At 41.3% G+C, this 14,251-nt stretch carries 12 protein-coding genes; 6 read left to right on the forward strand and 6 right to left on the reverse strand.

Features of this window, described 5'->3' with window-relative positions:
- Nucleotides 1-59: 59 nt before the first annotated feature.
- Nucleotides 60-2,282 carry a patatin-like phospholipase family protein gene (locus OU683_RS04250; RefSeq protein WP_268135552.1) on the reverse strand — a complete coding sequence of 741 codons (2,223 nt, stop codon included), beginning with the start codon at nt 2,280-2,282 and terminating at the stop codon, nt 60-62.
- On the reverse strand, nt 2,275-4,074 hold the full coding sequence (uvrC, locus tag OU683_RS04255) for an excinuclease ABC subunit UvrC (RefSeq protein WP_268135554.1): 1,800 nt from the start codon (nt 4,072-4,074) through the stop codon (nt 2,275-2,277). Before uvrC ends, OU683_RS04250 begins: the two co-directional genes overlap by 8 nt.
- 253 nt (nt 4,075-4,327) lie before the next feature.
- Between uvrC and OU683_RS04260 the strand changes: the two genes are divergently transcribed.
- The 6 genes from OU683_RS04260 to OU683_RS04285 are packed head-to-tail and all read left to right on the forward strand — an operon-like array spanning nt 4,328 to nt 9,090.
- The gene (locus tag OU683_RS04260) at nt 4,328-4,753 is read left to right on the forward strand and encodes an ATP-dependent zinc protease family protein (protein WP_268135556.1); all 426 of its coding nucleotides are present in this window, start codon (nt 4,328-4,330) and stop codon (nt 4,751-4,753) included.
- Entirely contained in the window at nt 4,750-5,622 is an 873-nt protein-coding gene (gene rimK / locus OU683_RS04265; RefSeq protein WP_268135558.1) for a 30S ribosomal protein S6--L-glutamate ligase, read from the forward strand. The genes OU683_RS04260 and rimK overlap by 4 nt, the downstream gene beginning before the upstream one ends.
- A gap of 3 nt (nt 5,623-5,625) precedes the next feature.
- Nucleotides 5,626-6,627, forward strand: coding sequence for a succinylglutamate desuccinylase/aspartoacylase family protein (locus OU683_RS04270; RefSeq protein WP_268135561.1), 1,002 nt, complete (start codon nt 5,626-5,628; stop codon nt 6,625-6,627).
- On the forward strand, nt 6,602-7,174 hold the full coding sequence (locus OU683_RS04275; protein ID WP_268135562.1) for a 5-formyltetrahydrofolate cyclo-ligase: 573 nt from the start codon (nt 6,602-6,604) through the stop codon (nt 7,172-7,174). Before OU683_RS04270 ends, OU683_RS04275 begins: the two co-directional genes overlap by 26 nt.
- A gap of 47 nt (nt 7,175-7,221) precedes the next feature.
- Nucleotides 7,222-8,673 carry a sensor histidine kinase gene (locus OU683_RS04280; protein ID WP_268135564.1) on the forward strand — a complete coding sequence of 484 codons (1,452 nt, stop codon included), beginning with the start codon at nt 7,222-7,224 and terminating at the stop codon, nt 8,671-8,673.
- 3 nt (nt 8,674-8,676) lie between these two features.
- On the forward strand, nt 8,677-9,090 hold the full coding sequence (locus OU683_RS04285; RefSeq protein ID WP_268135567.1) for a response regulator: 414 nt from the start codon (nt 8,677-8,679) through the stop codon (nt 9,088-9,090).
- Here the strand turns inward: OU683_RS04285 and OU683_RS04290 are convergent.
- The 4 genes from OU683_RS04290 to ileS all read right to left on the reverse strand — a co-directional run bounded on the left by OU683_RS04290 (nt 9,087) and on the right by ileS (nt 14,240).
- Nucleotides 9,087-9,722, reverse strand: a complete 636-nt coding sequence (locus tag OU683_RS04290; RefSeq protein ID WP_268135569.1) for a lipoprotein signal peptidase — start codon at nt 9,720-9,722, stop codon at nt 9,087-9,089. The two genes, OU683_RS04285 and OU683_RS04290, sit on opposite strands and share 4 nt — an antisense overlap.
- 34 nt (nt 9,723-9,756) lie before the next feature.
- Nucleotides 9,757-10,377: a hypothetical protein gene (locus OU683_RS04295; RefSeq protein WP_268135572.1), complete on the reverse strand. Its 621-nt coding sequence runs from the start codon at nt 10,375-10,377 to the stop codon at nt 9,757-9,759.
- A 69-nt stretch (nt 10,378-10,446) separates the two neighbouring features.
- A complete protein-coding gene (locus tag OU683_RS04300; protein WP_268135575.1) occupies nt 10,447-10,830 on the reverse strand; it encodes a TraR/DksA family transcriptional regulator in 384 nt (127 codons plus the stop codon).
- A 5-nt stretch (nt 10,831-10,835) separates the two neighbouring features.
- Nucleotides 10,836-14,240, reverse strand: a complete 3,405-nt coding sequence (ileS, locus tag OU683_RS04305) for an isoleucine--tRNA ligase (protein ID WP_268136143.1) — start codon at nt 14,238-14,240, stop codon at nt 10,836-10,838.
- Between the last annotated feature and the right edge of the window lie 11 nt (nt 14,241-14,251).

The raw sequence follows: 14,251 nt of genomic DNA on the forward strand, positions 1-14,251 counted from the left end.
AACTGAAGGACCAAATACAAATATCAATAATTTTTACCGGAAAATCCGTTAAAGGAGCACTAAAACCAAAAGCCCAGACTGAAATACCACTGACTTTTCTTTCTTTCGGGCGAGATGGAATACTTTACTTCTACAGGCCCCAGAAAAGTATCCAACCCATAGCCTATTGCATACCCTGAATATTCCGGCCATGCCAGCCAGTCTCCCCCCTCAAATAGCTCATTTTCCACATTGGCAAAATTAGCACTAAGTATAAGGTGGTTTTTTTGCAGGAAGCGGTAATCCAGCTCCAGCAGCCCCTTGATAAAACTATCCCCGGAAAGGCCTATGAACTCATAGCCGTACAATGATGTGAAATTGTTGATGAAATCATTGCCATAGCCACCAAGGAAAAAATCAAAAATATTATTCTGCCTGTTGCCAATCCTAAAACCTGCTTCTGAAGAAATGTTTAAAGCAACTCTGGGAGCAGGAGAAAAAGTATAACCCAGGGAACCCTTGGCTACAGAAAATGGTGTGAAATCATCTATTGAAGACAGCAGGTGCCAGTGAAAATCACTGTCGAAATACACCCCTCTGGTAGGAAAATACTTGGAGTCCCTACTGTCGTAAAGTAAGTACCCAAATCCTCCGTAATAAGAGTTATTATCGAACTCCCCCCTTTCCGGTTGATCTGGATTGGGTGTATTAATAGTTTCTGAAGTAATATTTAGATGTTTGTGCTCCAATCCCACTCCAAAAGAAAATACCTGTTGGAAAAGGGTTTCCACGTAGAATTGATTTGTAAAATCTTCATAGTCTATCTCCAGTTGATTAATTCCGTTACCGTCAATATCTGCATTTTCACTGGCGAAATCAAAAGAAACCCCTTTGCTGAAGCTATTGAACCTCGACCTGAATCCTACGCTCCAGTAATACCCTTTATCGATGTAATAATTAAAATTATACCTAAAGTCATCTCCTAAAACCACATCCAGCGAACTCACGTCATTTGTCACCAGAAGACTTTTATGGGTGATATTTAAAAGCACCCCGCTGTGGTAAACATTATCGTAATGCAATGCTATTCTCAAAAGGGTTTTACTTGGATTCTCCTCAAGCTGCATCACCAGCACATGTCCATCCTTTCTGGGTGCAAGCCGGTAATTGATACGATTAAAGTTGCGGGTGGCAGAGAGGTTATTGATCCCCAGATTTAGGTCTCTGTAAGAAATAGTATCCGGATAAGTTATTTTAAGTTTCCCCAGGATGTATGCACGGGGATAGGAGGTGTTCCCTTCAATGCGAACATTTCTAATAAAGAGAGACTCCACCGGGGGAATATACTTTTGCTCCTGGGCTCCCACCTTCTGCTTTGCTGCGATCTCTTTTAACTCCTCCATTTTCATTCGGGCAGCAGCTTCACCCGCATCAATGATCTCGTTTCCTTTTTCAAAAGACATAACAGAGAAAGGCTTAATATCGGGATCAATATAGATGTCTGTCTTCTTGATCTTACTCCGCATATCGGCAATAGTTCTAAAATTACTTATTTGGGTAAGAATATCAAAGACAGATCGCAGCTCGTCCCGCTCCATAAGAGTATCCTGCACATCCACACCAATTATAATGTCGGCTCCCCTGCGCCGCACCTCTTCAACGGGATAATTATTCACCACCCCGCCGTCAACCAATAATTGACCGTCCACCACCACCGGACTAAATAAACTGGGTATGGCCGAACTTGCCGATATTGCCTGCGGAAGATGACCCCTGTCAAGAAGCACCTCTTTCCCGGTTTCCATGTTGGTGGCTACAGCAAAAAAAGGAATGGGCAAATCCCCGAAATCCTGTACATTCTCCAGGTGCAGGGTGAGTTTTGACATGAGATTATATATATTCTGCCCCCTTGAAAGTGCAGTAGGAAAGCCTATATCAAAGTTGTCAAACGGCAGGGTAAGAGCATATCTTTCTGAATCCCTCTTCTCATAAAAGGTCTTAGCTCCCCGGGGCAGTTCATCCTGAAGCAGGATATTAAAATTAGTACTTTTGAAAATACTGTCCAGCTGATTTGCCGAGTAACCGGCCGAATAAAGCGCGCCGACAATTGCTCCCATGCTCGTACCACCAATGTAATCTACCCGCACCCCGGCTTCTTCGAGAACCTTGAGTACCCCAATATGGGCAAGACCTTTTGCCCCTCCCCCGCTCAATACCAATCCCACTTTGGGATCCTCCTTTTCCTGAGCGATTACCGGAAGGAGACCCAGAAAAAGAATAAATATTAGCAGTTTTTTATGCATCTTTTAAATGGTAATACTGGTATATAATGGTGGCTTTTGATTTTCCCACTACCGAAGATAAGCTTTCTAGCGATGCCTCCTTTACTCTTTTTAAAGACCTGAAATTCTTTAGAAGCTCTACCACAGTTTTTTCGCCTATGCCGGGGATTTCCTCCAATTCGGTATTAAGTGCTACACTGCTGCGCTTTTGACGGTGAAAAGTAATTCCAAACCTGTGGGCTTCATTTCTCAACTGCTGGATGATCTTTAGAGATTCAGTTTTTTTATCCAGGTATAGCGGGATGGAATCTCCAGGATAAAAGATCTCCTCAAGTCTCTTTGCGATTCCAATAATAGCAATCTTTCCCCTAAGCCCAAGGGTTTCCAAAGCTTTCACTCCAGAAGACAACTGTCCTTTTCCTCCATCCACGATGACCAACTGCGGCAAAGGCTCCCCTTCTTCCAGTAACCTGCGATATCTTCTAAAAACGACCTCCTCCATGGAAGCAAAATCATTGGGTCCTTCCACGGTTTTAATATTGAACTTTCGGTAGTCTTTCTTACTTGGCTTCCCATCTTTAAAAACCACACAGGCAGCTACAGGATTGCTACCCTGAATATTGGAGTTGTCAAAACATTCAATATGCCGGGGCTCTTCATTTAGACGCAGGTCCTGTTTCATCTGCGCCATAATACGATTTACATGCCTGTCGGGATCCACAATCTTCATTTGCTTAAACCGCTCCTGTCTAAAGTATTTGGCATTCCGCGTGGAAAGATCTACTATTTGCTTCTTGTCGCCCAGTTTAGGTACGGTTACTTTTAATTCCTCGCCTACATCAACTTTAAATGGCACATATATTTCACGGGTATGGGAATTAAATCTTTGCCTTATTTCGGTGATACCCAGCTCCAGCAATTCCTTATCGGTTTCATTTAGCTTCTTTTTCATCTCAATAGTGTGGGATCTAATGATAGCCCCGTGAGATAACTGCAGAAAGTTGACGTACCCATAACCTTCATCGCTCACAATAGAGTAGACATCTACGTTATTGATCTTTGGATTAACTACGGTAGATTTTGCCTGATAGTTCTCTAAAATGTCAATTTTGGTCTTGATCTTTTGAGCGTCCTCAAACTCCATTTTTTCGGCGTGTTCTTTCATTTGCTGCCGAAACTGCTGTAGAGACTCCTTAAAATTTCCTTTTACGATCTGTCGTATTGCATCTATCTTTTTTTGATACTCAGCTTCAGTTTCATACGCCTCACAAGGCCCCATACAATTTCCAAGATGATATTCAAGGCAAACCTTGTATTTTCCATTCCTTATCTTATCTTCAGCAAGATCATAGTTACAGGTGCGCAAAGGATAAATCCCTTTTATTAAATCCATGAGGGTATGAATGGTCTTAAAACTGGTAAAAGGGCCGTAGTATTCACTTCCATCCTTAATCAACTTTCGGGTAGCAAAAACCCTTGGAAATCTCTCATTTTTGATACATATCCAGGGATAAGTCTTGTCATCCTTCAACATCACGTTAAACCGCGGCTGGTGTTTTTTAATGAGATTATTTTCCAGGAGAAGCGCATCGGTTTCAGAAGAAACAACAATATGCCTTATTTCATGGATCTTCTTCACCATAACCCGAATGCGATGGCTGTCATTGTTTTTTGTAAAGTACGAAGTGACCCTTTTCTTTAAGTTTTTGGCCTTTCCCACGTACAGAATTCTGCCATTCTTATCAAAATACTGGTAAACTCCCGGATTTTCGGGCAGGGTTTTTATTTGTAATTCCAGCTTATTTTCCTCCATTCCTCAAAGGTAAAATATTAGAATTTGCCTTTCCCGAATGCCCGGTGCCATAAAGTGTTAAAATTTATTTCTAAAGTTTTATGATTTTTCTACGTTTTAATGTCTTAGCCACAACTTTAGAAGCAACTAAGGTTTCAAGGGGTCCCGGCGGGGATTAAAACAGTAGAAAAACCAATGGATTGCTCATTTTCAGCAGAATATATTTTCAGAAATAGTTAAGATTTTAAAAATCTGCTTTTAGTACCTTGCACACATGGAAAAAATCACCATTGGCCGTTTTGACAAGGCAGATTTTCCCGATTTGCACCTGGAAGACATAGCGATTAAGGTAGATACTGGAGCCTATACCTCGTCCATTCACTGCGATCATATAGTGGAAGAAAAAGGAGTGTTAAAATGCACATTTTTAGATGAGGAACATCCCTTGTACAATGGCCGGACTTATAGATTCACAGATTACGACATCGTTTTTGTGAAAAGCAGCAATGGCATGGTACAGAAACGTTATCAAATTCAAACTACCATCACTTTGTTCGGGAAAACACGTAAAATTTCTCTATCACTTTCTGCCCGGCAGGAGATGAGATTTCCCGTACTTTTGGGCCGTAAATTTATAACAAGAAAATATATCGTAGACACCGAGTACTACGATCTCTCTTTTAAGCAGAAACAAGAATGAACATAAAGATCCTTTCCAGGAACAGTAGCCTGTACTCCACCCAACGCCTTGTGGAGGCAGCAAAAAAAAGACATCACGACGTAGAGATCATTGATCCTCTTAAGTGTGATCTTATTATTGAAAAAAAGCACCCCAGTATTTATTACAAAGGTCGGCATATTGAAGATGCCGATGCGGTGATCCCCAGAATTGGGGCATCGGTTACTTTTTACGGTACGGCTGTAGTAAGACAGTTTGAGATGATGGGTGTATTTTCAACTACCGAATCCCAGTCTCTGGTAAGAAGCCGTGACAAACTGCGAAGTCTGCAGGTACTTTCGAGAGCCCGTTTAGGTCTCCCAAAAACTGTTTTCACCAATTATTCCAAAGATGTTGGCGAGGTGATAGATCATGTTGGCGGGGCACCTTTAATCATAAAACTCCTGGAAGGAACACAGGGTCTTGGAGTTGTTCTTGCTGAAACAAAAAATGCAGCCGAGTCTGTTATTGAAGCTTTCAATGGTCTCCAGGCCAGAGTGATTGTTCAGGAATTTATTAAGGAAGCCGGTGGTGCCGATATAAGGGCATTTGTAGTAGACGGTCACGTAGTAGGCGCCATGAAAAGACAGGGGAAAGAAGGGGAGTTTCGCTCTAACCTTCACCGCGGCGGAACTGCCAGTATAATTCAACTTACAGATGATGAAGAGAATGCCGCTATTAAGGCTGCAAAATCTATGGGACTGGGGGTTGCCGGGGTAGATATGCTCCAGAGTTCACGTGGGCCATTGATCCTTGAGGTAAATTCTTCTCCTGGCCTGGAAGGAATAGAACAGGCTACGGGGAAAGATATCGCCAAAACCATAATTCGTTATATTGAGCGAAACGTTTAGTATATGGCATCAATAGATGAGAACAATGTCCTTGAGATTTTAGGCAAAAAGGTTCCTCCCGGTAAAAGTATGACGATCAACTTCAATATGGCGAAGCTTCATACTACCACACATGTAGAAGTACCAATCATCATTGAAAGATCGAAAAAACCGGGTCCGGTTATACTTATTACTGCAGGAATTCACGGGGATGAGATTAATGGAGTTGAGGTGGTACGCCAGCTCATTGTAAAAGAGATCAACAAGCCTGCAAGAGGTACAGTAATATGTATTCCAATTCTTAATGTCTTTGGGTTCCTAAACATGGCGCGGGAATTTCCCGACGGCCGTGATCTAAACAGGGTATTTCCGGGAACCAAGAATGGTTCACTGGCCAGTCGGTTTGCATACCAGTTTGTTCAAAAGATCCTCCCGGTAGCCGATTTCTGTATGGACTTCCATACCGGAGGCGCAAGTAGGTTCAACGCACCCCAAATAAGAATAAAAAAGGGAGAAGAAATGGCTATGCATTATGCCAGGGTCTTTAATGCTCCTTTTACTATAATTTCAAAAACAATTTCCAAGTCCTATAGGGAGACCTGTGCTAGACAGGGAAAACCCGTTTTATTATTTGAAGGTGGTAAATCACAGGACAGTAACAAAACCGTGGCTAAACATGGTGTTGATGGCGTAATGCGCATTCTTTCTCACTTTGAAATGCTCAAGCCAAAATTTGATGTCCCAGACCCTACAGGGGAAACAATTTTGATCGACTACAGCAGCTGGATGCGTGCAAAATACAGCGGACTCCTGCACGTAAAGATCCCATGTGGTAAACACGTGGAAAAAGGAGAGTACATAGCCATTATTACAGATCCTTATGGAAAACTGAGGCATAAAGTGAAAGCCCCAAATTCCGGGTATATAATTAATGTAAATGAATCTCCCATTGTTTACCAGGGGGATGCTATTTTTCATATTTCTCTTTCAAAAGAAACCTATGAACAAGAAGCAGCTTCGGCTTGAATACAAAAAACTGAGGGAGGTACTAACTCCCGATGATATTGAAAAAGGAAGCCTTAAGATCGCCAACAATCTTTTAAGTCTACCCATTTGGGATTACACTTATTACCATCTCTTCCTGAGCATTTCAGAAAAAAAAGAAGTAGATACGCAGGATATTATGCACATTCTGCAGGGAAAGGATAAGAATATAGTTCTCTCAAAATCAGATTTCAAAAGCGGCTCACTCATAAATTATTTGCTTACAGACTCCACAGTAATTAAAGTCAACGACTGGGGCATTCCCGAACCTGTAGACGGTATCGAGATCCCTGCTTCAAAAATCGACGTTGTATTTATTCCGCTGTTGGTCTTTGATCAAAAAGGCAACAGGATAGGCTATGGCAAAGGATTTTATGACAAGTTTCTTAGCCGCTGTACTAAAGAAGTAGTTAAGGTTGGATTGTCCCTCTTTCCTGCCGAAGAAGAGATCCAGGAAATTAATGAACACGACGTTCCATTGGATTACTGTGTCACTCCAGAGAAAATATATAATTTCAAAAATTTGTAAACCTACAGGTTTTCAATTACTTTTAGTCCATCCAATGTGGTATTTTAATGCTCAACGACCTCCAGCTAAACAGTATTCTAGAAGACTTTGACGTTGCTTACTGGAAGATCAACCTCCTTACCAAAGAGATTTCCTGGTCACCTCATTTTAATTTTCTAATTGGTAATCCCGACACTGGCGGAGATAAATTCGAATATTTCCTCAACAATATTCTGCATAAAGATTACCGCTACGACTTTAGGGAGCATTTTGAGGATCTTACCAACCGCCATAAACCATTTACTGCTGAAATTAGGCTTAAGCTCGAAAACGGCAAATACCGCTGGTTTGAATGCCGAAATCTTAAGAGCAGGGAGAAAGGGCTCGCAGATGCTGCCGTACTTTTATTTGTAAATATTCACCAGGCAAAGCGTGATGAATATACTATTGAAGAAAACTTTTTCTACTACCGTGAAACTGCCGAGATGACCTCCACCGGGGGCTGGTATTTTGATGTGGATACCCAGGCTGTATATTGGGATAATGTAACCAAGAAGATCCTTGAATGTCCAATGGATTACGAACCCAACCCCCATGATAAAATGAGGTTCTACGCCGGGGATCACCATGAGAAAGTGGAGAACATGCTCAAAAAATGTTCAAAATTCGGAGTTCCCTTTAAAATGGAAATCAAGATGCGAACCCTTCACAATAGGGAATTTTGGGTAAGGACCACAGGTAAACCGGTATACAATAATGATCAGGAGATAATAGGAATAAGAGGGGTTTATCAGGACATTGATGAGCAAAAGACGAATGAATTAAACCTTCAGAATTCTCTGGATATCATAGCTTCTCAAAATTCAAGACTCTTTAATTTTGCACATATTGTATCCCACCAACTGCGATCCCACAGCAGTAATTTGAGCCTCATTTCACAACTTCTTGGAGAGGCAAAAAATGTGGAAGATAAACTGGACCTGCTCCTTAATATAAATGACATTTCCGAAAATCTTGAAGAGGCCATTAGTAATCTTAACGAGGTAGTAACCAGACAGAACAATCTGAAGAAGGAAAAGCAACTGGTGAAATTCAAAGATGCTCTTGAGGTGGTTATTGCATCAACTTCTTCCCTGATTAAAAGGGAAAATGCGGAGATCATCGCCGAATTTGATGCATTGAACGAAATAAGCTACATTTCTGAGTATCTGGAGAGTATTTTATTAAATTTGATAACAAACGCCATAAAATATAAGTTCAAAGGAAGAAAACCTGTAATTTTTATCCAGACGTATAAAGAGCATGGGGAGAATTTCCTGGAGGTAAGTGACAATGGAATGGGGATCGATCTTGATGAGCACGGGGATAAAATGTTTGGAATGTACAAGACATTTCACCGGCATCCCGAAGCAAATGGAATTGGTCTTTTTATAACTAAAAATCAGGTTGAAACCCTGGGGGGAAGCATTTCAGTTACCAGCACAGTAAACATTGGCACAACCTTTAAAATTAAATTCTAAATCATGGCTCACCCTATAGAACTTGCATGCATAATTGATGATGACAAGATCTATGTTAACCTGGTAAAGAAGATCATTGAGATCAAAAAGCTCTCTCAAAACCTTATTATCTTCAAAAATGGCAAAGAAGCCCTTGATTATTTCAAGGCCACTTTGGAAAGTGTAAATGAAGATCGCCTTCCCAATATTATTTTTCTGGATCTAAACATGCCTATCATGGACGGCTGGGAATTCCTGAGTGAGTTTGTAAAAATTAAAAATAATTTCAATAAAAAGATCACACTTTACGTGGTAAGTTCTTCCATAGATCCAAGGGATCTGGAAAGAGCAAAATCGTTTAATATGGTAACCGATTATTTGATCAAGCCAATTGAACTAAAGCGGTTTGAAAAGATCTTTAGCCGGGAGGTGGCCTAAGCTACTGCTTTTTTGGAGTGCTTCTCTTCCTCTTCATGTTCCGGAAAAGCTTTTTTACTAAAAATAAGGAGCAGAAATACCCCTATCGTTATTGAGGAATCGGCAATATTAAATACCGGCTCAAAAAAAGTAAAATACTCACCTCCCCAAAACGGCAACCACTCCGGCAAATAGCCCGACCATAAAGGGAAATACAACATGTCTACTACATTACCATGCAGGAGGGTACCATAACCTCCTTCTTCGGGTAAAAATGTGGCAATCTGGTTATAACTGTGATTAAAGATTTCACCGTAGAAAACAGAATCTATAATATTCCCAAAAGCACCGGCGAAGATCATCGAAATTGCGACTATGAGTATTCTTGACCCGTTCTTGCGAACAGAATCCCAAAGCCAGTAAGCTATACCTACAATGGCCACCAGTCTAAAGCTGGTGAGCAGCAGTTTTCCATATTCCCCCGGAATCCTTGCGCCCCAGGCCATGCCTTCATTTTCCACAAATAAGATCCTGAACCAATCAAAGACTTTTATCTCCTCCCCCAACATAAAGTTGGTTTTAATATAGAATTTCGAAACCTGATCGATGATCAGAATAAGGATGATGATAAGGGAAGCTTTCTTTAAAGACATTGAAAATGAATTGAACGGGGCAAAAATACTAATATTATTTAGTTTCCGAGATCTTTATGTCCCCATTGATACTGGTTAATACCATTTTATGATTTCCATGAAGAATATTAGGAATTTCTACTTCTCCATTCCTGGATTTCGCTTCGGCATTTATGCTGCGCGCTGTGCCAAGGATATTGCCATCATAGGTGTTTATTACCGCATCTCCAAGAAAATCCTCAAGGTAACAGGAACCATTTTTTAGCTGTACAATTACTTGTTCATAAATCCCAGTGAGATAAACCGAAGCCACATTAGAATTTACTTCAATTATCATATTTTTTGGAATCTCGAGCTCCACTTCCATAGAAAATACTTTATGAGCACTAAGTTTATCATATCCATTTTGCAGGATCTCCCTATAACGGGAGGCAAGGATTAAGGTCTCATCGCGAAGCTCTGCATCCAGGCTAATGTCGTTAAAGTATTCTCCCTCGGTATGGGTGGTAATAACGACCTCCTTCCCGGGGCCGGTACTAAAACTCACTTTGAAAACCTCGTCGCCGGAGAGTGATATCTTTTTTATATTGTCTGCACTAATAACTTCCCGGGTCACCTTTTGAGCGTTTACCGAACAGAAAAAGAGCAGAAAAAAAGGAAAGAGGTAAAATTTCATAGCTGCAGGAAAACAAAAAACGCTCCAAACCCATAAGGACGGAGCGCTTTTTAATTGGAAAGCCAGGCCTTAGCGTTGCATATTCTTGGCTTCGATACTTAGTGTAGCATGTGGAACTAATTTTAGGCGCTCTTTGGCAATTAGTTTTCCGGTTACCCTACAAATTCCATAAGTTTTACTTTCAATACGCACAAGGGCGTTCTTAAGATCACGAATGAATTTTTCCTGACGAATTGCCAACTGCGAATTCGCCTCTTTACTCATCGTTTCACTACCTTCTTCAAAAGCCTTGAACGTTGGAGAGGTGTCATCTGTCCCGTTGTTTCCGTCATTCATGTAAGCGCTCTTGTAAAGGTCCAGCTGCTCCTTTGCCTTCTCGATCTTGGCAAGGATCAATGTCCTGAATTCCGCCAGCTCTGCGTCGCTGTAGCGTTCTTTTACTTCTGTTGACATAGTTCTTAATGTTTTTTAATTAACAACCTTGTGGTCACTTCATCAAAAGAAACTTCCAGTCCGTTGTTCACTTCTTCTGCTAAGTCGAGATTTGCAGTAAGGGTTTCGGTTTTTATATACTCAATATTTTGTTGAACGGCCTCCTCGACAGTACCGTCCTTTTGTAGGGTCACATCTATTTTATCAGTTACTTCAAATCCGGAATCTTTTCTAAGGTTCTGAATTCTGTTAACCAATTCTCTTGCAATACCTTCTTTCTTGAGATCATCAGAAATAGTAATATCAAGAGCGACTGTGATATTTCCTGAATTGGCCACCAGCCAACCTTCAATATCCTGGGAGGTGATTTCTACATCCCCACTCTCTAATGTAAGGAAATTCCCATTAACCTCAACCTGAATTTCACCGTCACGCTCAATTTTCTGAATGTCTTCTGCGGAAAAATTATTAATCTTTCCCGCTATAAGTTTCATATCCTTGCCAAATCGAGGTCCCAGAACTTTAAAGTTCGGCTTGATTTGTTTTACAAGAATTCCTGAAGCATCATCAATAAGCTCAAGTTCCTTTACGTTCACCTCAGATTTTATAAGATCGGCTACTGCGGCGATCTCTTTTCTCTGTTGTTCATCAAGTACGGGGATCATCACTCTCTGTAAAGGTTGTCTCACCTTGATCATCTCTTTTTTTCTAAGGGAAAGGACCAGGGAAGATACTGTTTGCGCCTTTTGCATTTGTCGCTCCAGCTCCTTGTCTACAAAGCGTTGATCTGCCTGTGGAAAGTATGCCAGGTGTACCGACTCAAAATCTTCTTTTTGAGTAGCCTTTTCAAGATCTCTGTACAACCTGTCCATAAAGAACGGTGCAACGGGTGCCCCAAGTTTAGCAACGGTTTCAAGACACGTATAAAGGGTTTGATATGCAGAGATCTTATCTGTACCGTATTCGCCTTTCCAGAACCTTCTGCGGCAAAGCCTCACATACCAGTTGCTCAGGTTTTCCTGAACAAATTCAGAAATTGCCCGCGTTGCTTTGGTGGGTTCATAATCTGCATAGAAATTATCTACTTTCTCGATTAAAGTGTGTAATTCTGAAAGTATCCAACGATCTATTTCAGGTCTTTCCTCAAGCGGCACATCGGCTTTAGAATAAGTGAAGTTGTCAAGGTTGGCATAGAGAGAAAAGAAAGAATAGGTATTGTAAAGTGTACCGAAGAACTTGCGTCTTACCTCTGCAATTCCTTCAATATCAAATTTCAAATTATCCCATGGATTTGCATTTGAGATCATATACCACCTGGTGGCATCGGGTCCAAAGGCAGCCAGGGTTTCAAAAGGATCTACCGCATTTCCAAGACGCTTGGACATTTTTTGTCCATTCTTGTCAAGCACGAGCCCATTAGAAACAACATTTTTATATGCAACATCATCAAAGGTCATTGTTGCAATAGCATGCAGGGTATAGAACCATCCTCTGGTTTGGTCAACGCCCTCGGCTATGAAATCGGCTTTTCGCCAGGTTTTTTCTACTTTTTCGGCATTTTCAAAAGGATAATGCCATTGAGAATAAGGCATGGAACCGGAATCAAACCAAACATCAATAAGATCGGCTTCACGTTTCATCGGCTTTCCTGAAGCCGAAACCAACACGATCTCATCAACCACATTTTTATGCAGGTCTACCTTGTCATAGTTTTCATCACTAAAGTTTCCGGGTTCAAAATCCGCAAAAAGATCAGCCTTCAGGAAGCCTGCTTCCACAGACTTTTTCATTTCTTCCTTCAGCTCTTCTATAGAACCAATGATCTTTTCTTCCTTCCCATCCTCGGTCCTCCAGATTGGCAGCGGAATACCCCAATATCTGGACCTTGAAAGGTTCCAGTCATTAGCGTTGGCAAGCCAGTTACCAAAACGACCTTCCCCGGTAGATTTTGGTTTCCAGTTGATTTGCTGGTTCAGTTCAAACATTCGGTCCTTGAAGTCTGTTACTTTGATAAACCAGGAATCTAAAGGATAATATAATATTGGTTTATCTGTTCTCCAGCAATTTGGATAACTATGGACGTATTTTTCAACCTTGAATGCTCTGTTTTCCTCCTTCAGTTTTATCGCCAGCTCTACATCTACAGATTTTTCGGGAGCTTCCCCGTCATCATAATATTCGTTCTTGACGTATTTGCCTCCATACTCACCCAGCTCCGGCCTGAATTTCCCCTGCAAATCCACAAGTGGAACAAGGTTTCCATTCTCATCTTTTACCAGCAGCGGTGGCACCTCTGGTTTAGCCTGTTTTGCGACCATGGCATCATCGGCTCCAAAAGTTGGAGAGGTGTGTACAATCCCGGTACCATCTTCTGTGGTAACGAAATCTCCAAGAATTACTCTAAAGGCATTTTCGGGATGTTCATATGGCTGCGCATAAGGCAGGAGCTGCTCATATTTTACATTTTCGAGTTCTTTTCCGCGGAAAGACTCACCTATCAAAAATGGTATTTTTTTGTCTTCTTTTTTATAAGCTCTTAAAGCCTCTTCAGAATCCACTTTCTGGAACTTCTTGTCGAACTGCTTTTCGGCAAGGTCTTTTGCCACCACAACAGTGATAGGCTCAAAAGTGTATTGATTATAAGTCTTTACAGTGACATATTCGATCTTTGGCCCTACAGTAAGTGCAGTATTTGAAGGAAGCGTCCAGGGGGTTGTTGTCCAGGCAATGAAGAATATCTCTCCTTCAATTTTAGAAAGCATTGCCGGAAGAGTCTCCTTTTTCGCTTTGAACATGGCCGTAACTGTAGTATCGGTCACATCCTGGTAAGTTCCCGGTTGATTTAGCTCATGGGAACTAAGACCGGTTCCTGCTTTTGGCGAATATGGCTGTATCGTATAGCCTTTGTAAATAAGGCCTTTTTTGTAGATTTGGGAAAGCAGCCACCAAACTGTTTCCATGTATTTCGACTTATAAGTAATATATGGATCATCCATATCCACCCAATAGCCCATTTTTTCGGTAAGGTCGTTCCAAACATCGGTATAACGCATCACGGCATTCTTACATGCTTCGTTATACTCCTCTACACTTATCTTTTTTCCAATATCTTCCTTGGTGATGCCGAGCTCCTTCTCCACTCCCAGTTCAATAGGAAGCCCGTGAGTATCCCAGCCTGCTTTACGCTTTACCTGGAAACCCTTCTGGGTCTTAAACCTACAGAAAATATCTTTAATGGCGCGTGCCATGACGTGGTGTATTCCGGGAAGTCCGTTTGCAGATGGTGGACCTTCAAAAAAGACAAAAGGCTCCTTTCCATCCCTGGAGGTAACACTCTTCTCAAAAACATCATTTTCCTTCCAAAAATGCAGAATTTCTTCAGCCACTTTTGGGAGGTCAAGTCCTTTATATTCAGGGAACTTTGCACTCATCATCTTGTTCT

The organism is Salinimicrobium sp. TH3 (assembly GCF_026676115.1).
Taxonomy (GTDB): Bacteria; Bacteroidota; Bacteroidia; order Flavobacteriales; family Flavobacteriaceae; genus Salinimicrobium.